Source organism: Pseudodesulfovibrio thermohalotolerans (genome assembly GCF_021353295.2).
Taxonomy (GTDB): Bacteria; Desulfobacterota; Desulfovibrionia; order Desulfovibrionales; family Desulfovibrionaceae; genus Pseudodesulfovibrio; species Pseudodesulfovibrio thermohalotolerans.
Genome location: NZ_CP120635.1, coordinates 2422626 through 2444498, shown reverse-complemented (window position 1 = coordinate 2444498; position 21873 = coordinate 2422626). Strand labels below are relative to the sequence as shown.

The 21873-nt window shown below is 60.9% G+C and carries 23 protein-coding genes and 1 tRNA gene; 19 read left to right on the top strand and 5 right to left on the bottom strand.

Going from position 1 to position 21873, the window contains the following annotated elements:
• Positions 1-27: 27 nt before the first annotated feature.
• Positions 28-705, bottom strand: coding sequence for a metal-dependent hydrolase (locus LF599_RS11715; RefSeq protein ID WP_279520891.1), 678 nt, complete (start codon positions 703-705; stop codon positions 28-30).
• A gap of 10 nt (positions 706-715) precedes the next feature.
• Entirely contained in the window at positions 716-1282 is a 567-nt protein-coding gene (locus tag LF599_RS11710; protein ID WP_279520890.1) for a UbiX family flavin prenyltransferase, read from the bottom strand.
• A gap of 164 nt (positions 1283-1446) precedes the next feature.
• Here LF599_RS11710 and LF599_RS11705 point away from each other — a divergent pair.
• The 5 genes from LF599_RS11705 to LF599_RS11685 all read left to right on the top strand — a co-directional run bounded on the left by LF599_RS11705 (position 1447) and on the right by LF599_RS11685 (position 4247).
• A tRNA-Arg gene (locus tag LF599_RS11705) sits at positions 1447-1523 on the top strand.
• 295 nt (positions 1524-1818) lie between these two features.
• Positions 1819-2055 (top strand): hypothetical protein, encoded by a 237-nt coding sequence (locus LF599_RS11700; protein ID WP_279520889.1) that lies wholly within the window; start codon positions 1819-1821, stop codon positions 2053-2055.
• Positions 2056-2653: 598 nt separating this feature from the next.
• Positions 2654-3082 carry a hypothetical protein gene (locus LF599_RS11695; RefSeq protein ID WP_279520888.1) on the top strand — a complete coding sequence of 143 codons (429 nt, stop codon included), beginning with the start codon at positions 2654-2656 and terminating at the stop codon, positions 3080-3082.
• Positions 3083-3246: 164 nt separating this feature from the next.
• Positions 3247-3834, top strand: a complete 588-nt coding sequence (locus tag LF599_RS11690; RefSeq protein WP_269942297.1) for a hypothetical protein — start codon at positions 3247-3249, stop codon at positions 3832-3834.
• Positions 3831-4247 carry a lipoprotein gene (locus LF599_RS11685; RefSeq protein ID WP_279520887.1) on the top strand — a complete coding sequence of 139 codons (417 nt, stop codon included), beginning with the start codon at positions 3831-3833 and terminating at the stop codon, positions 4245-4247. Before LF599_RS11690 ends, LF599_RS11685 begins: the two co-directional genes overlap by 4 nt.
• A gap of 107 nt (positions 4248-4354) precedes the next feature.
• Here LF599_RS11685 and LF599_RS11680 read toward each other — a convergent pair whose 3' ends face one another.
• Positions 4355-4759: a bacteriohemerythrin gene (locus LF599_RS11680; RefSeq protein ID WP_279520886.1), complete on the bottom strand. Its 405-nt coding sequence runs from the start codon at positions 4757-4759 to the stop codon at positions 4355-4357.
• Positions 4760-4989: 230 nt separating this feature from the next.
• On the opposite strand from LF599_RS11680, the gene LF599_RS11675 reads away from it, so the two are divergent.
• From LF599_RS11675 to LF599_RS11665, 3 genes are all read left to right on the top strand, one after another.
• Positions 4990-5265, top strand: a complete 276-nt coding sequence (locus LF599_RS11675) for a hypothetical protein (RefSeq protein ID WP_269942300.1) — start codon at positions 4990-4992, stop codon at positions 5263-5265.
• A 109-nt stretch (positions 5266-5374) separates the two neighbouring features.
• Entirely contained in the window at positions 5375-7219 is a 1845-nt protein-coding gene (locus LF599_RS11670; RefSeq protein ID WP_279520885.1) for a UbiD family decarboxylase, read from the top strand.
• Between the two features lie 11 nt (positions 7220-7230).
• On the top strand, positions 7231-7740 hold the full coding sequence (locus LF599_RS11665; RefSeq protein ID WP_279520884.1) for a hypothetical protein: 510 nt from the start codon (positions 7231-7233) through the stop codon (positions 7738-7740).
• Positions 7741-7864: 124 nt separating this feature from the next.
• On the opposite strand, the gene LF599_RS11660 is transcribed toward LF599_RS11665, so the two are convergent.
• Both LF599_RS11660 and LF599_RS11655 read right to left on the bottom strand, forming a co-directional pair.
• Positions 7865-8263 carry an Hpt domain-containing protein gene (locus LF599_RS11660; protein ID WP_279520883.1) on the bottom strand — a complete coding sequence of 133 codons (399 nt, stop codon included), beginning with the start codon at positions 8261-8263 and terminating at the stop codon, positions 7865-7867.
• Complete coding sequence (locus tag LF599_RS11655) at positions 8263-9207, bottom strand: chemotaxis protein (RefSeq protein ID WP_279520882.1); 945 nt, start codon at positions 9205-9207, stop codon at positions 8263-8265. Before LF599_RS11655 ends, LF599_RS11660 begins: the two co-directional genes overlap by 1 nt.
• Positions 9208-9427: 220 nt before the next feature.
• On the opposite strand from LF599_RS11655, the gene LF599_RS11650 reads away from it, so the two are divergent.
• From LF599_RS11650 to LF599_RS11600, 11 genes are all read left to right on the top strand, one after another.
• Positions 9428-12385 carry an NAD-glutamate dehydrogenase domain-containing protein gene (locus LF599_RS11650; protein ID WP_279520881.1) on the top strand — a complete coding sequence of 986 codons (2958 nt, stop codon included), beginning with the start codon at positions 9428-9430 and terminating at the stop codon, positions 12383-12385.
• A gap of 114 nt (positions 12386-12499) precedes the next feature.
• On the top strand, positions 12500-12856 hold the full coding sequence (locus LF599_RS11645; protein ID WP_279520880.1) for an ArsR/SmtB family transcription factor: 357 nt from the start codon (positions 12500-12502) through the stop codon (positions 12854-12856).
• A gap of 79 nt (positions 12857-12935) precedes the next feature.
• The gene (locus LF599_RS11640; RefSeq protein ID WP_404823756.1) at positions 12936-14021 is read left to right on the top strand and encodes an SO_0444 family Cu/Zn efflux transporter; all 1086 of its coding nucleotides are present in this window, start codon (positions 12936-12938) and stop codon (positions 14019-14021) included.
• 102 nt (positions 14022-14123) lie between these two features.
• Positions 14124-15050 carry an ABC transporter substrate-binding protein gene (locus LF599_RS11635; protein ID WP_279520878.1) on the top strand — a complete coding sequence of 309 codons (927 nt, stop codon included), beginning with the start codon at positions 14124-14126 and terminating at the stop codon, positions 15048-15050.
• A 3-nt stretch (positions 15051-15053) separates the two neighbouring features.
• Positions 15054-15788, top strand: coding sequence for an ABC transporter ATP-binding protein (locus tag LF599_RS11630; RefSeq protein WP_279520877.1), 735 nt, complete (start codon positions 15054-15056; stop codon positions 15786-15788).
• Positions 15789-15802: 14 nt separating this feature from the next.
• Positions 15803-16546: an ABC transporter permease gene (locus LF599_RS11625; RefSeq protein WP_404823755.1), complete on the top strand. Its 744-nt coding sequence runs from the start codon at positions 15803-15805 to the stop codon at positions 16544-16546.
• Between the two features lie 52 nt (positions 16547-16598).
• On the top strand, positions 16599-17531 hold the full coding sequence (locus LF599_RS11620; RefSeq protein ID WP_279520875.1) for a PhoH family protein: 933 nt from the start codon (positions 16599-16601) through the stop codon (positions 17529-17531).
• Positions 17528-18028 carry an rRNA maturation RNase YbeY gene (ybeY, locus tag LF599_RS11615; protein ID WP_279520874.1) on the top strand — a complete coding sequence of 167 codons (501 nt, stop codon included), beginning with the start codon at positions 17528-17530 and terminating at the stop codon, positions 18026-18028. Before LF599_RS11620 ends, ybeY begins: the two co-directional genes overlap by 4 nt.
• 2 nt (positions 18029-18030) lie before the next feature.
• Positions 18031-19596 (top strand): AlbA family DNA-binding domain-containing protein, encoded by a 1566-nt coding sequence (locus tag LF599_RS11610; protein ID WP_279520873.1) that lies wholly within the window; start codon positions 18031-18033, stop codon positions 19594-19596.
• A 118-nt stretch (positions 19597-19714) separates the two neighbouring features.
• On the top strand, positions 19715-20614 hold the full coding sequence (gene argF, locus LF599_RS11605; RefSeq protein ID WP_279520872.1) for an ornithine carbamoyltransferase: 900 nt from the start codon (positions 19715-19717) through the stop codon (positions 20612-20614).
• Positions 20615-20639: 25 nt separating this feature from the next.
• Positions 20640-21872 carry an argininosuccinate synthase gene (locus LF599_RS11600; protein ID WP_279520871.1) on the top strand — a complete coding sequence of 411 codons (1233 nt, stop codon included), beginning with the start codon at positions 20640-20642 and terminating at the stop codon, positions 21870-21872.
• Position 21873: the final 1 nt, after the last annotated feature.

Below are 21873 nucleotides of genomic sequence, written 5' to 3'. Positions count from 1 at the left end.
CTTCGGAGCGCGGAATGAGCCGGTCCGCTAGAGGGTTGTGGGCGTGCCGATCTCCAGTTCAAGCAGTTCGGTGTCCGGCGCCAGCAGGGTGAGTTGCTCGGCCAGCGACCGGGTGTTCTGGTCCAGAATGCCCCAGGTGCCCCAGTGCTGGGGAATGATCTTTCCACATTTCAGTAGATTGCAGGCATAGGCCGCCTGTTTCGCGTCCATGGTGAACCGGCCGCCGATGGGCAGGATAGCCACGTCGATGTCGTGGAATTTCCCGAATAGCTCCATGTCGCCAAACAGGCCGGTGTCGCCCGAATCGTAGACGCACAGGCCGTCCGGATCGGTGATGACGAAGCCCGCGGGCATCCCTGTGGTCGATGAATGCATGGCCTGGACCATCTGGATGTCCAGCCCGAGGCGGTTGATCGTGCCGCCTATGTTCATGCCCACGCCCAGGTGTTCGGGCAGTCCCATTTCAATGAGGGACTGGATGACGTCGAACATGGCCACCACCTCGGCATCGTGTTTGACGGCAAGCTCCAGGGTCTGGCCGATGTGGTCGTGGTGGTCGTGGGTCACCAGAATGAGGTTGCACTCGTCCACGTCCTTGTATGACGTGGGGGCGCTGGGATTGCCCACGAAAAACGGGTCGATGAACAGGGTTGCGTCGGCGGCCTTGATTCTGAAGTTCGCGTGGCCGAACCAGGTTATCTCCATGGCGCTCCTCCTACTCTCCCCACCGCTTGAAAAGGTTGTGGGGGATATCCAGTTGATCGAGAATCTTGCCTGCCACCTGGCCTGCCAGATCCGCGATGGTTTCCGGGCGGTGGTAGAAGCCCGGACTCGCCGGTAACACGACAGCTCCGGCCTGGGTGGCCGTGAGCATGTTTTGCAGATGGATGGTTGTGAACGGGGTCTCGCGGGGGACCAGGATCAGCCTGCGCCGCTCCTTGAGGCAGACGTCGGCGGCCCGGTGAATGAGGGTGTGGCCGAAGCCGGTTGCCACGGCGGACATGGTCGCCATGGAGCAGGGGCAGATAATCATGCCGTCATGCTTCCAGGAACCGCTGGCCGGCGGTGCGGCGATGTCGTTCTGCGAGTAGGCTGCGGCCGCGCCGCGTTCCAATGCGTCGGGGGAAAGGTCGGTCTCCACCGCGAGAACCCGTCGCGCGGCGTCCGATATAATAACGTGCAGTTCCACGTCTTCGCGTCCGGTCAGGGCGTCGACAAGAGCCGCCGCATACACGGTGCCGCTGGCACCGCTGACCGCGAGAATAATCCGTTTGGTGTCCATGGTTCTCCCATATGTTCGATTTGTCAGACGTATAGACTTTAATGTGACTTGCCCGCAAGCGGAATCCGCCTGGCGGGATTTCCGGGCTTCCACGGTTTCCTTTATTTGGACGGCAGTATGGCCTTGACAAAGGGGAAGGCGAAGTATAGCTACTTTCTTCCCGCGGGCTATTAGCTCAGTTGGATAGAGTGCTTGCCTCCGGAGCAAGAGGTCACAAGTTCGAATCTTGTATAGCCCGCCATAGAAAACAAGGACTTATCGAAGTAGTTTCGATAGGTCCTTTTTCTTTTTTCTGCCCTATGTCTACAGTAGAGGCCGAGGCTTCAGGTCTTTTCGCCCCACCAGGTGCAAGGCGCTCGGCAAGTCTTTTGACACTGCTGAGGTTCCTGACCATGGGCGAGGCGGCAGGGGAGTTCCGCTGCTGCCCCTCGTAGGGCCCTCGCATCCGCTAGCCACCGGATATGTGGAGATTTCTGCGTCTGCGCCCATCCGTGCGAGGTTGACGGGTTTCAGGGGTACGTCTATGCACTATAAATATGACAGTGACGGCTCAACGTTTGATCCTCGCGGGCATCGGCCTGCTGTTGCTTTTGGCGGTGTATCCTGTCCATCTCGTTATCGGGGGAACAGGCTTGGCCGTGGTTGCCTGCGGTATTGCCGGTCTCGGTTTGGCCGCATTCCGGCCAACGTGGCCCCGTTTGGCTGCGGCCGCCGTCGTTCCCGGCCTGTTCGTATTCTCGGTGATGGACGCCATCCTCAGAATCGGTCACTAGATTTTTCCCGAACCATATCCGGTCCGCGCCTTTCCGAAGGCGCTATGTGATCCTGTCCGCGTTGAAGTCCGCGCTTCTCGACGAATTGTTCATCGTCGGCCGAGCTTGGAATGAATCTGTTTTTGCCGTTTTCGAGGCCGTCCTCGGGGGGCGTTTTCGCGGCTGTGGATGAACTCGCTGGTTATGCTCGATTTGTTCCCCGGGTGGCGCGAAGCCGGGGCCGTTGAACACAAGGCGGTGGACGGCAATGCCCGGCTTCAGTTTACCGGCATCGGCCTGCGGGAAGTGTCGATCAGGATAATCCTTTCAGGAATTGGGCCGATCCGGCGAGATCTAGTCGGCCGGTATTGATTTGACCCTGCTCGAATCCGCCTCCTCAACTCCTCTGCGAGTACCGGAGCGGGTTTGGAGTCGTGTCGTTTGTATCGTTTTCTCATATGCGGAGAGGGGAACACTTGAGAACCAAAGGCTGTTCCTCCTTTCAGGGGCGTGGTTGGTTCGATAAATCTCTAGACATTTCTTTGTGTCAAAAGGTAGATTTGCATTCTTGTACAACATTAATCCGGGATTAGAGGTGAGTATGAGGGTATTTCTGACTATGATCCTGACGTTTGCACTGTTGGCGAGCGCCGGGTGTATGGCCGCCAAGCAGCACCGGGACGACGTGCGGGATGACTCCGGCGACAAGCTGACCGTGGGAACCGTCCAAAAGGAGATCAAGGTCGGGATGTCCAGTGCGGACGTGGCCGCTATCCTGGGGGCTCCCAATATGGTTACGACCGATACCCAGCGGCGGGAAGTCTGGATTTATGATAAGGTGTCCACCGAACACGTCTATTCTTCTTCTTCGGGCGGCGTCGGCGTTCTGGGGCTTGTCTTCGGAGGCGCCGGGGGCGCGGCCGGAAGCGGCAGCTATAGCGGCAACAGCGGGGCCGCGAGTTCGACCCAGAGGACGCTTACGATTATCATCAAGTATGACGAGAACAACCTCGTTCGGGACTTCGCTTATCGGCAGTCCAGTTTTTAGCCGGGCGGGATGCAACTATGTATCGGAAATGGTTTTGTTTGTTGCTTATGTTGCTCCTGACGACGGGGTGCGCCGCGCGTATCCCTAAGGACGCTCTCCAATTATCGCCCGAATCTCTTGCCGACAGGCAACTTCAGACCAGGCGGTATGATACCGGAAACGAGATGGCTGTTCTGGTCGCGGCTAACGCCGTTCTTCAGGATTTGGGTTTCAACTTGGACGAGACCGATCCGGAGTTGGGCGTGGTCGTGGCCTCCAAGAATCGGGACGCGACCGACGGCGGCCAGGTATTTCTGCTGGCCTTGCTCGGGGCGTTGGGCAACAATTCCAACGCCGTGAATTCGGCGGACGCGACTCAACTCGTTAAGGTTTCGCTGGTAATCCGGCATTTGGACGGGGATGGCGAAATGCCCGATACTGACCTGTCGCCGGAGCGGATCGCCGATGTCAAACAGCGGGTCCACGACGCGATCTACGATGGATTGATGGACGCTTTTCCAAAGGATGCGCGCGAAAGCATAGCCAGGAGCATCGCCGAGAACACTGCGAACACCCTGGCGACCGATCTGGACACGCTTCTGACTGTCAAGGATGCGCCGGGCAGCACCGCTGTGCGGGTTACCTTTCAGCAGGTCGTTTTCAACAAGTTGGGCCAGGTCAACTCTCAGCGGCAGATCAATGACGAGCTGATATACAAAGAGTTCTTTGAAAAATTGTCGAAATCTTTATTCCTTGAGGCTAACACAATATGAAGAAATCGCTTTTGCTTCTGGTCGCCTTCCTGGTTCTCGCAGGCTGTCAGACGGCCCAAAGAAATATCCTGGACAGCGATGGCGAATCTCAGGTCAAGCTGCGCGCCATGCAGACGCGCTACTTCGACACCGGAGACAAGAAAAAGACGTTGCAGACGGTTATCGCGACTTTGCAGGACCTGGGCTTCGTCATTGATAAGGCGTCCTATGAGCTTGGTTCGGTTTCAGGGACCAAGCTGCACGGGTACCGGGTGCGAATGACCGTGAACACCATTCCCCGGGGGGCCGATCAGATGACGGTCAGGGCCAACGCCCAGTATAACATTGAGCCGATCACCGATCCCCTCATCTATCAGCAGTTTTTTGCGGCGCTGGAGAAGAGCATGTTCCTGACGGCGCATACGGACGAGTAGAGGCGTCGCCGACGGACTGCCCGCTCGGGGAGTCTGTAAGGCTGCCGGGTCCGGATATGACGACAAAGTAAAGCCCCTGCCGATCGGCAGGGGCTTTTTGTTACGTTTTACGCTCCCTCGTCATTCTTTTGCGGCAGCCAGGGAATGAATTCTCGGTCTTCGTTCATGATGTGGTTGGTCAGCCAGCGGCTGAGAAAGATAAAGACCTGGGAGAGGTTGGTCGTGGTAAGCATGTTGCACTTGAAGTCGTCCACCCTGTCCGTGAAGTTCTGATGCTGTCGGGCATGGCCCGCAACGTCGGGATAGCGGCAACTGCTCAGGATCGCTTCCTCGGTTTCGAAGTGGATGACGGCGTAGTCCCGCATCTTGTCCAGGATATGGGACATCCTCGGTTCGTCGTGGCGCTGGATGGCCTCGTACACCTCGTTGATGAGGTCGATGAGTTCCATGTGCTGATCGTCCAGCTCGTCCATGCCGACGGCCATGGTTTCGTCCCATTGAATCAAGGGCATTGTTTTCCTCCGAACACGGTGTTTTGTTTGCCATGGCAACCTAGCAGATGTCCTGCAAATGACAAGACCGGGATGGTCGGCGAGATCGGCGGAATTCCGCCAACTTGGAGGCTTTTTGCATGTCCTGCGCGGTAAAATCGACAGTGGAGGCGATAAAATTATAATACAAAAAAGGTTTTCGCCATGCTTACAGCGATACTGAGATCATACCCGGTTCGGAGGACTTGGAAATGCGTAAAATATCAACAATGTCAAATAACTGCCTGGAATGCGTCTTCCACCACAAGAAGTGTATTCTTGGACATCAACGTCCCTGGAATTCAGCGAGCTGCGACGATTATCAACCCTATTGCCTGGTGTGCCGCTATCCCGAGGAATTCTGCAACACGTGCCGCAATCTCGCCTCTAGATGGATGCGTCCCCTGAGCGAGGACCTGCTCTTGTCCTGCCGCCTGTCGTTTACGCGCTACGAATGCGTATGGGAACCGCCGCCGACCAGACACTAGCCTCGGCGATAAATGCCTGATGGTTCTCGCATGGATGGATTCTCCGCTTAACTTTTCCTCTATTTCCGTCTAGATTGACTCGCTGCAAGTCAAAAAAACGGGAACCGCAATGGGATACAGGAATACGCGTGAATGCCTCGACGCTCTTGAGGCAAGAGGGGACCTCGTCCGCATCGAAAAGAGCGTGGACGCGGATCTGGAGATAGGAGCCATCCAGCGCAGGGTTTTCAAGGTCAATGGCCCGGCCCTGCTCTTCGGCAATGTCAGGGGATGCCGATTTCCCATGGCCGCCAACCTGTATGGAACTCGCGAACGGATGCGCTTCATCTTTCGTGACACCGTGGAGATGGTGGAGCGGTTGATGAAGCTCAAGCTCGACCCCATGGAGTGTCTGCGCCACCCCTGGCGATATCTCGGCGCGCCCAGAACGGCCTGGCACACCATGCCCAGGACCGTCTCGGACGGGCCGGTCATGGCCAACGAGACGGCCATCTCCAGTCTGCCCGCGCTCAAGTCCTGGCCCATGGATGGCGGCCCCTACGTGACGTTGCCCCAAGTGTACTCGGAGAATCCGGCCGCGCCGGGTTTCGCCGGATCGAATCTGGGCATGTACCGCGTCCAGCTTTCGGGCAACGAGTTCGAGAAGAACCGGGAAGTGGGGCTTCACTATCAGATTCACCGGGGCATCGGTCATCATCATGCCGAGGCCATCAAGCGGGGCGAGCCCCTCAAGGTGAACATCGCGGTGGGCGGCGCGCCCGCCATGACAGTGGCCGCGATGATGCCTTTGCCCGAGGGGCTGGCCGAACTGTTCTTCGCTGGCGCGCTGGGCGGCCACCGCATCCCCATGGTAAAGCGGCCCGGCGGCCTGCCTATCCCGGCCGAAGCGGATTTCTGCATTTGCGGAACAGTGGTCCAGGGGGCGGAGAAGCCCGAGGGGCCGTTCGGCGATCATCTGGGTTACTACAGCCTGGCCCACGACTTTCCCGTTCTCAAGGTGGACAAGGTCTACCACCGCGACAACGCGGTCTGGCCCTTTACCACCGTGGGCCGTCCTCCCCAGGAAGATACGCTGTTCGGCGCGTTCGTCCATGAACTGACCGCCGAGCTGGTCCCGTCGGTTTTCGCCGGCGTGCACGAGGTTCACGCGGTGGACGCGGCCGGGGTGCACCCGCTGCTTCTGGCCGTGGGTAGCGAGCGGTACGTGCCGTACGCGGCCGAGCGGCAGCCTCAGGAGATTTTGACCAACGCCATGGCTCTGCTCGGCAATACCCAGACCTCGTTGTCCAAGTATGTGCTCATCGCGGCGCAAGAGGACCTGCCCGCCGGGATCGGCTGCCACGACGTGCCCGAGTTCTTCCGGCATCTGCTGGAACGGGCGGACCTGACCCGCGATCTGCATTTCATCACCAGGACCACCATCGACACCTTGGACTATTCCGGCATCAGCCTGAATCAGGGGTCCAAGCTCGTTCTGGCCGTGGCCGGGAGCCGCAAGCGCGAGCTGGCTGCGGAGGTGCCGGGCGGGCTCGATCTGCCGCGCGGTTTCCGCGACCCGCAAGTCTTTGCGCCGGGGATTCTAATCATCAAGGGCCCCAAGCATCGGCGCAAGCGGGACCAGCAGGACCCGGCCCTGGAGCGGCTGGGCGAAATGCTGGGGAAGGTCCCCGGCATCGAAGGCTTCCCGCTGATCGTGGTGGCTGACGACGCGGGGTTTACGGCGAAGAATTGGGATAATTTTCTCTGGGTGGCCTTCACCCGGTCCGATCCGGCCACCGACATTTACGGCGCGGGCGCATTTACCCACGCCAAGCATTGGGGCGCGGAAAAGGCGCTGGTCGTCGACGCCCGCCTCAAGACTTATCACGCGCCGCCCCTTGAGGAAGACCCCGAGGTGGAGAAGCGGGTGGACGAACTGGGCGCCAAGGGCGGCCCCTTGCACGGCATTATCTAACGGAGATTCACATGGACGAAAAAGTCGCGCGCGACCTGAAACTCGCTTTTGCTCTCGACCTCTACGAAACCGTCAAGGCCGCCCGGAAGAACCGGGACGAGCATGTCTTTCGGCATACCATGGCCGAGGAAGGGGAGCAGATGGTCTTCGTGGGCATGTATCCCAAGAAGGACCTTCTCGAATTGCCGAACATGACCGAAGAGTTCGCGGCCCGGCTGCATACCTTCAACCTGCTTGGAGTGGTCACGGACGGCGCGTCCGGGCTGGACATGTTTTTTCTCGGCGGCATGAACAAGCCGTTCACCTCTCTGAACAACGGCCGCGAGCTGGCCGGGCGGCTGGCCGACGAGCAGGTCTTCGCCTTCCTTGAGATGTACTTCAAGATCAGGGGAGTGATGATGAACTTCCGGATCATGACCTACGACGAGTTCGTCAAGGCTGCGGAGAGCGAGGTCTTCAAGAACACTTCCTTTTCCCGCATGACCGAGGCCCAGGAGCTTTTGGCGACCTTGGAGAACTAGCGCCGGGTTCTGCGAAAAAGGGCAGCCGCTTTTTCCCCGTTTCGTCCCCCATATAGTCCCTGTCCCACTTTCCCGTGATGCGTCGGCAAAACGCCGGTAAGGGGAAGGCCATGGGGGGGCGGGGTCATTCCCCGTTTAGCGTTTTCTGCACAGCCACATCGAGCATGTGCTTGTGGAGCCGGGTGGAGATGGTTTCGCTGCGGTCGACATTTTCGATAAGCTCGCGAAGCTTGTCCACGGATTCGAGGCAGGCGGTGACGATCATCTCCGAGGGGGCTATTTTCTTTTGGCGGATCATTTCCAAGACGTTTTCGAGCTTGTGGGCCAGGTCCTCGATGTTGGTCAGCTTGAGCAAATTTGAGCCCGCCTTGACCGAATGGGCGTCGCGGAAGATTGAATTTATGGTCTCGGTACCGCAGTCAAGGCCGCAGGTCTCCAAATGGAGCAGGCCGGATTCGATGGAGTCGAGCCGCTCCGCAGTCTCCTCCAAAAAGATTTCGATCACCTGATCGTTCAGCCGCATCAGCGGGCACCGCCTTCAATGAGGTCCAGGGCCACCTGCGGGATGGTATGCAGGTCGGGCTTGGATATCTGCATGTCCGCGCCTACCGATTCGCCCTTGTGCCGCAGCTCGTTGGTGATGATGGACGAGTACAGGATGACCGGCAAGCCTTGCAGGACGGGGTCTTCCTTGATGCGTTTGGTCAGGCTGAAGCCGTCCATGAGGGGCATCTCGATGTCGGAGATGACCAGATCCACATATTCGGTGACGTCCTTGCCCTCGGCCTCGGCCCTGGCCTTGATGTCCATGATGGCGCGCAGGGCCTCGTTGCCGTTGTTGGTGACGATGGGCTTGAAGTTGGCCTCGGTCAGGTTGGCTTTTATCATGGCCCGGATGGTGGCCGAGTCGTCGGCCACGAGGACCGTGTACTCGTTGTCCGACACGGCCATCTCCACGCCGTCGTCCGGCTCGAACTGCGAGAGAATGGTTTCGAGGTCAAGGAGCTGGACGAAGTAGTCGCCCTTGTCGATGAGGCCGACAATGGCGTCGGTGTTGGTGGAGATGATGCTGGACGGCGGGATGACCTCGCCCCAGCCCACGCGGTGGATTTCGGTCACGCCCGACACCAAAAATCCGGTCACGGATTTGCTGAACTCGGTGACGATGACGATGTCCCGTTCCGTTTTGGGCATGTCCAGTTCGAGCCAGACGGACAGGTCCAGCACCGGCAGGATAAGGTCGCGCAGGGGGATGGTGCCCATGAACGAAGGGTGCGGCGCGGACTCCGGCGGTTCAAGATTGGGCGTCTCGATGACCTGCATGACCTTGGCGACGTTGATGCCGAAGAAATTCGGTACGGGGTCCTTCCCCGGCTCGCGGACCTCGTTGATGTAGAATTCGAGGATTTCGAGTTCGTTGGTTCCCGTCTCCAGGAGAATGCCGGTATCTAAGGCGGTTCTACTCATATTCATTACTCCCGAATCGGGTTTTTGTTGCGGTGGGCATTTGTCTTTTCCCATACGACGTCACCAGTTTTCTGTCCACGCCATTAGATTGCGAAGTTGGATATTTATAACGGGTTGAGGGCTTGAACTTGATTTGCGTTATTGAGTTGACGCAGGGGATGCGCGAAGGCACTATCGGCGGATACGTGTAAAAAATTCTTGAACAAAAGGATGATGCGCGATGAATACCGAGATTCATGACGATCCGGCGAAGGTCAGGAAGAAACTCCTGAAAACTCTGGAGAGCTCGGCCGCCGAGTTGGTGCCCTGGTTCTACGGCAACATGCCCGAGTATTATTTTCAGACCCACAGCGAGGACGAGCAGGTCAGGCATCTGATGGCGCTCGTCTCGGGTATGGTCCGCAAGGACAGGCAGGCCATCGCGTTGCACAGCCCGTGTGGCTCGCGGGTGACGCATATCTCCCACGGTGGGGACATGGACACGCTCGGCCGGGTGCTCGATCAGTATCGGGACAAGGACATTCAGCACGCGCGCCTTTATTCCAGCCGGGACGACTCCCTCAGGTTGGACACCTTCGTTCTCGCCCCGCAACCCGCCTGCGCCGCGGACAACGCGACGGTAAAGGAGGTCCTGGAAAAGGCGAAGGCCGGGGAAATGGGGGTAGCCTCCACCGACTTGAACGGTTTCGAGCGGTTTCTCGGCTGGGTCAGCGACGATTACATGGAAAAGTTCGAGCCGGGTCGAGCCGTGCGCCATTTCAAGACTTGCGGCTGCCTGGAGAATCTGGAGCGGGTGGAGGTCCAGCTTGAAAAGGACGTGCATCCCGGTTTCGATCGTGTCGGCGTCGCCATGGTCCAGCCGCCCAAGAAGGGGCTGCTGCATACGGTGGTCAATGTCTTCGGCCGGGAGGGCGTGCCCGTGGACCGGGCGTATGCCGACGAGTTCGAGCGGCCGGGCCAATCCGCCATTTCCATCATGAGTTTTTATCTCGACAGGAAGCGCATCGAACTCAACGAGGGGGACGAGCTGTGGCTGCGTCTTAAACGCCAGCTCGAAATGTGCAAGTGGTTCGCGCCGCACGGCCTGGAGGCCCTGGCCTACGAGGATGGCTGGGAACTGGGACAGGTCATGCTTATGCAGGCCGCCGGAGAATTCGCCCATCAGTTCCTCATCCGCAAGGATCTTCATGCCTATACCTCGTCGCGCATCGTCTACGCCCTTCTCAAGCACCGGGAGGTCACCCGGCTGCTTATGCGCTATTTCGAGGTGCGCTTCGATCCGGCGTTTGCCGGGGACCGCGTCTCGGCCATGCGCGATCAGCGCGAGCTGGTGCGGGCGGCCATCAGGGACGTGGACAACGCCATTCACCGCGACATCCTGACCTATGTCTACAAGTTCTTCCGCTACACCCTGCGGACCAATTATTATCTGGAACATAAGCTGGGCCTGAGTTTCCGTCTCGATCCGCTGATTCTGGCTCCGCTGCCCAAGAAGGAGCGCCCCTTCGGCGTGTACTGCTTCCACGGCCCGTACAGCTGGGCCTTCCACGTGCGCTATCGCGACATGGCCCGGGGCGGCGTCCGCGTGGTCCGGACCTGGAGCCAGGAGCAGTTCGAGGTCGAATCCAACCGGTTGCTCGACGAGGTCACGAAGCTGGCCCGCGCTCAGCAGTTCAAGAACAAGGACATCCCCGAAGGCGGCTCCAAGGCCGTCATTCTGCTCGGCCCGGAAGGCGACATCGACCTGGCGGTCAAATCCATGGTCGACTCCTTCCTGGACCTGCTCGTCGCGCCCGAAGGAAGCAACGGCTTCGTCCAGCCCGGCATCGTCGATTACCTGGGCCGCGAGGAGATAATCTTCCTCGGCCCGGACGAGAACATCACCCCGGAACACATCCAGTGGATGGCGGACAGGGCCGCCCGGCGCGGCTACAAGTGGCCCAGTGCCTTCATGAGTTCCAAGCCCGGAGCGGGTATCCCCCACAAGAAGTACGGCGTCACCTCGGAAGGGGTCATCGTCTTTGCCGAGGAACTGTTGCGCACGCTTGGCATCGATCCGGAGAACGAGCCATTCACGGTCAAGATCACCGGCGGCCCCGCCGGGGACGTGGCCTCCAACGTCATGCGCATTCTCATTCGGGAGTTCGGCAAGAATGCGAAGATCGTCGCCATGACCGACGGCCACGGCGCGGTGTTCGACCCGGAGGGTATGGACCACGGGGAGCTGCTCAGGCTCATGGACAACAATCTCAAGGCCGCTGATTTCAGTCGGGCCGAACTCAGGGGTGAAGGGGCCTTCGTGGTGTCCACGGCGGAACCGGAGGGCACACGCATCCGCAACACCCTGCACAACACGGCCGTGGCCGACATCTTCATCCCGTCGGGCGGCAGGCCGGACACGATGAACATGTCCAACTGGAAGGAGTTCCTGCAAAAGGACGGCACGCCTTCGGCCCGGGGTATCGTCGAAGGGGCGAACATCTTCATCTCGCCCGACGCCCGCGCCATGCTTGAGCGGGCAGGGGTGCTGGCCGTGCCCGGCCCTTCGGCCAACAAGACCGGCGTCATCTGCTCGTCCTACGAGATTCTGGCCGGGCTCATCCTCTCCGAGGAAGAGTTCATGGGCATCAAGGATCAGTACGTCGGCCAGCTCCTGGTCATCCTCCGTCAACGGGCGCGTTCCGAGGCGCGTCTGCTCATGCGCGAATACAAACTGGCCGGGGGAGGGCGGACCATTACCCAGCTCTCCTATGCCCTGTCCGAGTCCATTAACTCCCTGGCCGGCCGCGTTGACGATGTGCTCAAGGAGTCCGTGAAGCAGGTGGCCGACGATCCCGCGCTGGTCGAGGTCCTATTGGCCTACTGTCCGGCCGTGCTGGCGGAAAGGTATCGCGAACGGCTCGTGAACGACCTGCCGCGCGCCCACCAACTGGCCCTGCTGGCCTCTTTCCTTTCCGCCAAGATGCTCTATCAGGAGGGACTGGGTTGGGCCGACCGCCTCGTTTCCCTGCGTGACGTGCGCGAGGTGTTCCTTGGCTACCTTGCGCAGGAAAAGACGGTGGCCGGACTTGTGGCGGAAGTGCGGGCGGCCGGGCTGGAGCACGGCGAGCTCATCGACCGCATTCTGGACCGCTCGGCGCGTAAGATTCTCACCTTGGACAGCCTTGGCCTGGGCTAGGAGGAAGACGGGCTGACCGTTCATTTCGTTCGTCGGAAACGGGCCGGACTTGACATCCGGCCCGTATGACCTTATTGTTATGACAAATGAGTGAGTGTTCATGTGAGGGAAGAAATGTCGAACGTAGCTTGCAGCGATACCGAACAGCACGCCAAAAACGTGTCTGCTGCCCGTGACTCCATGCTTTCGGAGCGGGAATTCCTGTTCCTGGCCGAACTCTTCAAGGCCCTGGGTGATTACACCCGGGTCCGCATCCTGTACGCCCTGTCCATCGGCGAGTTGTGCGTATGCGCACTGGCCGAGGTCCTGGATATGTCCCAGTCGGCCATATCCCATCAGTTGAGGCTGCTTCGGGCGGCCAAGCTGGTGCGCTACCGCAAGGAAGGCAAGAACGTTTTTTATTCCCTGGACGACGACCATGTGCGTAATTTGGTCTCCCAGGGGCTGGATCACATCAAGGAAGAGGCGTAGCCGCCTCCTCCTTTTTTTTGCCTCCTCCTATGAATAAGTGCTCAATTATGAATAAAGTGTGACCGCAGGTTTCAGCATGATCGAGATTTTCGTCAATATTTTTGCCGAGTCGTGGCATGTTTTGGTCGAGGCCGCGCCGTATGTGCTCTTCGGTTTCTTCGTGGCGGGGCTGCTCAAGGGATTTGTCCCCGATTCGTTCATGGCCCGCCATCTGGGCGGCAAATCGCTGGGCGCGGTGCTCAAGGCCGCGGTCATGGGGGTGCCGCTGCCCCTGTGCTCCTGCGGCGTGCTGCCCGCCGCGCTCGGTTTGCGCAGGCAGGGGGCCAGCAAGGGGGCGACCACGGCCTTCATGATTTCCACCCCCGAGACGGGCGTGGACTCCATGGCCGTGACCTACGCGCTCATTGATCCGTTGATGACCGTCATCCGCCCCGTGGCCGCGACCATTACCGCCATTTTCGCCGGTGTGCTCATCAACGCCTTCCCGGACGACAAGGCCGAGGCCCAGCCCCTCGCCGGTCTCGCGGGAAGCTCGGCGGGCTGCACCGGCTGCGGTTGCGGCGGTTCGTGCGCGTCCGCGCCGCCTTCCACCGTGTCGGGGCGTTTCATGGCAGGGATGCGCCACGCCTTCGGTGAGATGATCGAGGATATCGGCCGTTGGCTGCTGGTGGGCGTCGTCGTCGCCGGGATCATCTCGGCGGCCATTCCCGAGGATGCCCTGGACAGCTATATGGGCACCGGCCTGTTTTCCTATCTTGTCATGCTGGTGGTGGCCCTGCCGCTCTATGTCTGCGCCACGGCTTCCACCCCCATAGCGGCCTCGCTCCTGCTCAAGGGCCTCTCGCCGGGCGCGGCTCTGGTCTTTCTTCTGGCCGGACCGGCCACCAATGGAGCGACCGTCACGGTCATGCTCAAGACCCTGGGCAAACGCGCGGCCGGGCTGTACGTGGCCTCCATCGTCGCCTGTTCCCTGGTTCTGGCCTGGGCCACGGATCATCTGTACGCCGCGCTTGGCCTGGACATCCGGGCCGTTGTGTCCGAAGTGGGCGAGCTGCTTCCGCATTGGGTCGGCGTGGTCTCGGCCTTGCTTACCCTGGCGCTTGTGGCCAGGAGTTTCTTGCCCGGTCATTCCCATGGCCATTCACACGGAGATGGTCGCGGCTAGGGGCGGGGTTCATTTCCGGACGGGGTGGCGGGGGCTGCTCCGTCTTTCTTTTCTCTGCGCATCATGCTAAAAACTCCGCCAGCAAATTCAAGGGGAAGAGGCATGAAGAAAATACTTCTCGCCATGGCCGTGGTTCTGGCCCTGGCCACCACCGCTCGCGCGGAAAATATCAAGATTCGTTTCGGCATCCTGCCGGTCATCGACACGCTGCCGTTGCAGGTGGCTGACAAGGAAGGGCTGTTCGCCCGCCACGGACTGGATGTGAGCCTGGTCAGGTTCATGTCCGCGCTGGAGCGCGACACGGCCATGCAGGCGGGGCAGATCGACGGCTATTTCGGCGACCTGGTCGCCACGTATCTGCTCCTGGACCGGGGCGTGCCCATGCACATAGTTGTGACTTCCTGGCGGACCACGCCGGGCTATCCCATGTTCGGCATCGCGCTTTCGCCCGCTGGCCGCGACAGGAATCTGGTCGAAATGAAGGGCCGCACGCTGACCTTGTCCAAGTCCACGGTCATCGAGTTTCTGGCCGACAAGCTGGAGGACCATTTCGGAGTGGGCCATGACTATTTCGAGCGGGTGGAGGTCAAGAAGCTGCCCATCCGCCTCCAGATGCTCCTGACCGACCAGATGGATGCCGCGCTCCTGCCCGAACCGCTTCTTTCCCTGGCCCGCCTCAAAGGCGGCAGCGTGCTGGCCACCGCCGAGGACCTGGACCTGCCCCTGACCGTGCTTTGTCTGCACAAGCGATATTTCGGCAACGGCGGGGATGCCTACGCCAAGTTTATGGCCGCCTACGGCGAGGCGGTCCGCCTCCTGGCCGAGAACCCGGAGAAGTACCGTCCGCTCATGGCCGAAACCTGCCGCATCCCCAAGCCGCTGATCTCCCGTTTCCCGGTGTATCCGTTCCCCGCGCCCGCGCTGCCCGCTTCGTCGGAGCTGGCCGAGGTCCAGGACTGGATGGTTGCCAAGGGCCTGCTCAAGAAGCGCGTGCCCGACGCCGTGGCCCTGCCTCCCGAGATCAGGTAGCTCATGCTGACCGCAGAAAATCTGGGAAAGTCCTATGACGGCAGGTCCGTCATTTCAGATGTGTCGTTCACTCTTGCCGAAGGCGAGACGCTGGCCGTGGTCGGTCCGTCCGGCTGCGGCAAGACGACCCTGCTGTATCTGTTGAGCGGGCTGTCCGCCCCGGACGAGGGGAGGGCGCTTCTGGACGGCAGGCCCATCACCGGCCCGGCCGCCGACATTTCCATCATCCTTCAGGACTACGGCCTCCTGCCCTGGCGCACGATCATCGACAACGTGGCGCTGGGCCTCAAGATTCAGGGCATGGGCCGGAAGGAGCGCATGGAGCGGGCGCGCGCCCAACTGGCCGAGGTCGGCATCGTCGGTCGGGACGGCGACTATCCCGCCAATCTTTCCGGCGGCGAGCAGCAGCGGGTGGCCATCGCCCGCGCCTTTGTCACCCGCCCCAGGCTGACCCTTCTGGACGAACCGTTTTCCTCTCTGGACGCCCTGACCCGTGAACGTTTGCAGTTGGCCCTGCTCGATGCCTGGCAGGTGCGCAGGGTGCCCTACGTGCTCGTTACCCACTCCCTGGAAGAGGCGGTCATGCTCGGTCAGCGGATCATGGTCATGTCCGCGCGGCCGGCCCGGCCCGTGGCCGTGTTCGAGAACCCGGGCTTCGGCGATGCGCGTATCCGCGACACCGAGGCGTGCTTCGCGCTGCTCAGGGAACTGCGGCATACCGTGGAGGCCCAGTGGTGAAGCTGTTTGCCGCCATGTTGCGCTACGGGCTGGTTATCCTGGTCCTGGGCATTTTGTGGAAGCTGACCGCCCTGTCCCTGGGCGGGGTTGTCCTGCCGCATCCCGAGGACGCTCTGGCCGCGCTCGCCGAGGCCATGACCACGCGAATCTTCTGGGAACATTTCGGGGTCAGCCTATATCGTTCGGTGACCGCAATGGCACTGGCCTGGGTGACCGCTTTTCCCCTGGGGCTCGTCATGGGCAGCGTCAGGCGGGTGGACAAGATCATGGCTCCCTTCGTCTTTTTGACCTATCCGGTGCCCAAGATCGTGCTTCTGCCCATCTTCCTGCTTCTGCTGGGATTGGGCGACACGTCCAAGATCGCCATGATAGCCCTTATCCTCGGCTATCAGATTTTGGTCACCACGCGCGACGGGGTGCGCTCTATCCATCCCAAGTATTTCGACTCGGTCCGCTCCCTGGGCGGCTCCAACATGGACGTTCTGCGCGAGGTCCTGCTTCCGGCGGCCCTGCCGCACGGGTTCACGGCACTCAGGCTCGGCACCGGCGTGTCCGTGGCCGTGCTTTTTTTCGTGGAATCCTTTGCCACCACCAGGGGGCTGGGCTATATGATCATGGATGCCTGGGGGGCCATGGATTATCTGACCATGTTCTCGGGTATCCTTGGAATGTCCATCATGGGCGCGGCCCTGTACGAGGTCGCCAATGTGCTGGAACGAAAGGTGTGCAGGTGGATGTTCCTGCGCGCCAAGGATTGATACGGAGGAAACCGTTCTGTCTTCTACGAAACTCGAATTTGACGATGGCCATATGGCCAGCCAGCTTTTCGGCCCCCAGGGGCAGCACCTCAAATTGTTGGGCGAACGCCTCGGGGTGCGCATCGAAAGCCGTGGCAATACCCTCGTCATCCAGACCCCGGAAGGGGAGGACGCCAAGGGCGATCTGGCCACCCAGGTCCTGACGCAACTCTATGCCATGATACGGCGCGGAAAGTCCGTGTACCCGCAGGACGTGGATTTCGCCTGCCGCATCCTCGAACGCCAGCCTTCGGCCGACGTGGGCGAGGTCTTCAAGGGTGACGTCTACGCCACCTCGGGAAAACGGACCGTATCGCCCAAGTCATTGAACCAGCGGGAATATCTCGACGCCATTCGCGATTCGGACATGACCTTCGGGATCGGCCCGGCGGGTACGGGCAAGACTTATCTGGCCGTGGCCATGGCCGTGGGCGCTCTGGTCCGCCGTGAGGTCAAGCGTATCGTCCTGACCCGTCCGGCGGTGGAGGCGGGGGAAAAACTCGGCTTCCTGCCCGGTGACTTGGCGGAGAAGATCAATCCGTACCTTCGCCCCCTGTACGACGCCCTGCATGACATGCTCGATTTCGCCAAGGTGCAGGACTACCAGGAATCCGGGGTTATCGAAGTGGCTCCGCTGGCCTTCATGCGCGGTCGAACCCTGAACGATTCCTTCATTATTCTGGACGAGGCCCAGAACACGACGCCCGAGCAGATGAAGATGTTTCTGACCCGGCTCGGCTTCGGTTCCAAGGCCGTGGTCACCGGAGACGTCACCCAGATCGACCTGCCGGTCCATTCCAAATCCGGTCTGCTTCATGCCCGCCGCATTCTCGAAGGGGTCGCGGGTGTGAAGTTCATCGCATTCGACGAGAAGGACGTCATCCGTCACCCCCTGGTGGGACGTATAGTCAGGGCCTATGAGGTCCATGAAGGCAACGGGGAGTGATCGTGAGCGGTCCGGCGGACATTCTCTGCGAGACCCGGCTCGACCCGAGGTTTCCCCTGTCCCGGCATGAACTGGGCTCGTTGGCCGAGACTCTGCTGGACGCCCTGGAGCTGACCGGCGGCACCTTCATCCTCAAGCTGGTGGACGACCGTGAGATCGCCCGGCTCAACCGGGAATTCCTCGGCTGCACCGGACCGACCAACATCCTGAGTTTTCCGGCCTGGAATGCCGACGAAGCGGAGGACGGCGACGGCGCGGGCGATGGGGAAGATGATGCCGACGGCACGTTCCTCGGCGAGCTGGCCCTGTCCGTGGACGCGCTGGCCCGCGAGACCGACCTGTACGGCCAGGCCCCGCTGGAGCATCTGGCCCGGCTGTTGGCCCACGGACTGCTTCATTTGGCGGGATTCGACCACGGCGAGGTCATGTTCGACATGACCGACGCGGCCGTGGACCGGGTTCTGCTCGAATACGCGGGTTCGGAGGACGGCAGGTAGTCATGCGCGGCATAAGGGGCAGCCAACTCTATCTCCTGGTCTTTTACGGCGTCATCTTCACGGTGGTGGCCATCGGCGGGTTGGCTTATCTGGGCGTGCGCGAGATTCGGCACGACGCGGCCGTGGTGGCCGTCGAGAATTCCGCGCGCGGACTGTCCGGTGCGGTGACCGTGCTGCTCAATGCGGTGCGCAGCTCCAACCAGGAGATCGGCCAGGGGCTGCTCAAGAGCCTCAAGCCCGACGCACTGCGCAAGGAGCTGGGCGCGGTCCTGAGAAAACACGAATCCCTGACCGCCGTTATGGTCAGTGACGGACAGGGGCTGCGCTATCTCCTTACCCGGCGGTACGGAGCCATGGTCGAGGCGGTGCCCGACGAGATGCATAGCGCCCTGATGTCGAAGCTCCTCAAGAACGGCAAGCCCGACAACGAGTCTTTTTTGGAAGGAACCCCCGATCTTTCGCAGATGGACGGCGTCCTGTCCGAGGAGTTCAACCACCTTGAGCCGGGCCAGGTCAACTGGCGCAGCGCGGGCCGCTTCCATAACGTCAAGGCGGCCTGGATCACGGCCTCGACGCTGGTGGAGTCGGGCGGCGGCGAGCGGCTCATGCTTTCCTTCGCTTTTCAGGCCGAAGCCATTCTCTCCCAGCTCAATGAGGCCGAGCATGGCGGAGCGGAACGGATTTTCCTTTACTGGGGCGACGGCCGCGCGATGCCCGTCAGCGGTCTCGGCGTGAATGTGCCGCCCGAATCCGTCGGGCAGGTTCTGACGGCCGACGAGCTGGTCGACCCCGTGGTTCGACAGGCCGTGACCGGACTGGCCGCGCGTCCCAAGGGCGCGCCGGACAAACCGTTTTCCTTTATTGTGGATGGCGAGGTCTGGTGGACCTGGGCCATGCCCCTGTCCATTTTTGGCGACACCCTTTCCCTGGGCGTGGCCGTTCCACGCAAGAACGTGCTTTCCACCCTGACCAGCGATTCCTTTTTGCAGGGCGGGGCCGTGGTTCTTATTTTGATTGCCTTTGGCGTGCTTTTCATTCTGCACCGCAACAGGGGCCGGATTGAGGCGTTGGGCATGAAGCGCGAGGCCGCAGCCACGGCGGCGGACGTGCGGGAACTCATCCGGTCGGGGGAGGGTGGCAGGCTCGAATTCAAGCAGACCCTCCGTTTCAACCTGAAAGCCGGCAAGAACGGCAAGGAGATCGAGCACGCCTGCCTCAAGACCGTGTCCGCCTTTCTCAACACCGAGGGCGGCACCCTGCTTGTCGGCGTAGCCGACGACGGGAGTGTGACCGGCTTCGATGAGGACGGGTTCGACAGCGACGACAGGGCGCTTCTGCATTTCAACAACCTCGTGGATCGGCATATCGGCGCGGAGTTTTCGCGCTATATCGACAGCCGGGTCATCAGGATGGGGGAGAAGCGGGTGTTGCGTGTCCACTGCGTTCCGGCGCCAGCTCCGGTCATTCTCGACGCGGCCAAGGGCGAAGAGTTCTACGTCCGCAGCGGACCGGCCAGCAGGTCCCTGACTCTCAAGCAGTTTTACGACTGGCTCAAGAAGCACTCCTGAACCGAATGCCCCGTCCCGCCTTGGTTCCGCCGGTTAATTCCTTTACATTCAAATTAATCTGGGCCAAAATCTTTCTCTTTCCTGATATCACGGCAATAGATGATGGAGTAACCGTACGATGCCCAAACATTTTTTGACCATTCTGGACATTCCCAGGGACGAAGCGATGCAGGTGATCCTGCGCGCCAAGGAAATGAAGGACAATAAGGTCCGCACCGATCTCTTGGACGGCAGGACCCTGCTGCTGATTTTCGAAAAAGCGTCCACCCGAACCCGCGTGTCCTTTGAAGTGGGCGTGCGTCAACTGGGCGGGGACCCGGTGTTCATCACCGCCCGCGATTCCCAGCTCGGCCGCAGCGAACCGCTCAAGGACACCGCCCGAGTTCTTTCCCGATACGCCGACGGGCTCATCGTGCGAACCTTCGGCCAGGAGAAATTGGAAACCCTGGTCGATTACGGCGATATCCCGGTGGTCAACGCCCTGACCGACGAATACCATCCGTGCCAGGTCATGGCCGACGTCCTGACCATGTACGAACGCACCCCCGACCTGGACAAGGTCAAGGTGGCCTGGGTGGGCGACGGCAACAACATGGCCCATTCCTTCATCAACGGCGCGGCCGCCTTCGGCTACGAGCTGCGTCTCGCCTGCCCTGACGGGTATACTCCCGACATGGCCATCATGGACAAGGCGGTCAATATGGGCGCCAAGATCACCCTGACCCGCGATCCCAAGGAAGCCGTGGCCGGGGCCGATTACGTCAACACCGACGTGTGGGCGTCCATGGGCCAGGAAGAGGAGCAGAAGAAGCGCGAGGCCGCGTTCGCCGGGTTCATGGTGGACGAGGCCCTCATGGGGCTGGCTGCTTCCAACGCCTGCTTCATGCACTGCCTGCCCGCCCACCGGGGCGAGGAAGTTTCCGAGGTCGTGTTCGAGTCTTCGGCATCCGTGGTCTGGGACCAGGCCGAAAACCGGCTTCACGCGCAAAAGGCGATCCTTGAGTGGGCCTTTAAATAATTCGACAAGCAACGAGGACTATTCAATGCAGAAGATAGATAAGGTCGTGCTGGCCTATTCCGGCGGGCTGGACACTTCCATCATTCTCAAGTGGCTGAAGAACAACTACAACTGCGACGTGATCTGCATGACCGCCGATCTCGGCCAGGGCGAGGAGATGGACGGCATCGAGGCGAAGGCGCTCAAGACCGGCGCGGTCAAGGCCTACGTCGAGGACCTGCGCGAGGAATTCGTGCGTGATTACGTGTTCCCCATGTTCCGGGCCAACGCCCTGTATGAGGGCCGTTACCTGCTCGGCACGGCTATCGCCCGTCCGCTGATCTCCAAGCGCATGGTCGAGATCGCCGAAATGGAGGGCGCGCAGGCAGTGGCCCACGGCGCTACCGGAAAGGGCAACGACCAGGTCCGTTTCGAGCTGGCCACCATGGCCCTGAACCCGAGGTTGTCCACCATCGCCCCCTGGCGCGAGTGGGAGCTGAAGTCCCGCACCGATCTGATGAATTTCGCCAGGGAAAACGACATTCCCATTCCGGTCAGCCGCAAGAAGCCGTGGTCCATCGACGCCAACCTGCTGCACACCTCCTTCGAGGGCGGCGAGCTGGAAGATCCGTGGAACGCGCCCGGCCCGGATTGCTACCGCAACATCCTCCCGTTCGAAAAGTGCCCGAACGAGTCCGAGGAAATCACCATTGATTTCGAGGCGGGCGATCCCATCGCGATCAACAGCGTCAAGTATTCCCCGGCGGCCCTGCTGGCCAAGCTCAACGAGCTGGGCGGCAAGCACGGCATCGGCCGCGTTGACATGGTCGAGAACCGCTTCGTGGGCATGAAGTCCCGCGGCGTGTACGAGACCCCCGGCGGAACCATTCTGGCCGCCGCCCATCGCGACCTGGAAGGGCTGTGCATGGACCGCGAGATGATGCACCTGCGCGACAGTCTCATTCCCAAGTACGCCGAGATGGTGTACTACGGATACTGGTTCTCGCCCGAGCGCGAGGCCCTGCAGGCCATGATCGACAAGTCCCAGGAAAGGGTCACCGGCACCGTGCGGCTCAAGCTGTACAAGGGCAATTGCGTGCCGCTTGGCCGCAAGTCGCCGTTCTCTCTTTATAATTCCGAATTGGCCACCTTCGAGGAAGACTACGTGTACGATCAGGCCGACGCCGCCGGGTTCATCAAGCTGGTGGGGCTGCGGCTCAAGGGACGTATGCAGCAGTCCAAGTGGGGCGGCAAAGAGTCCGAAGACTCCTGCGAGTAAA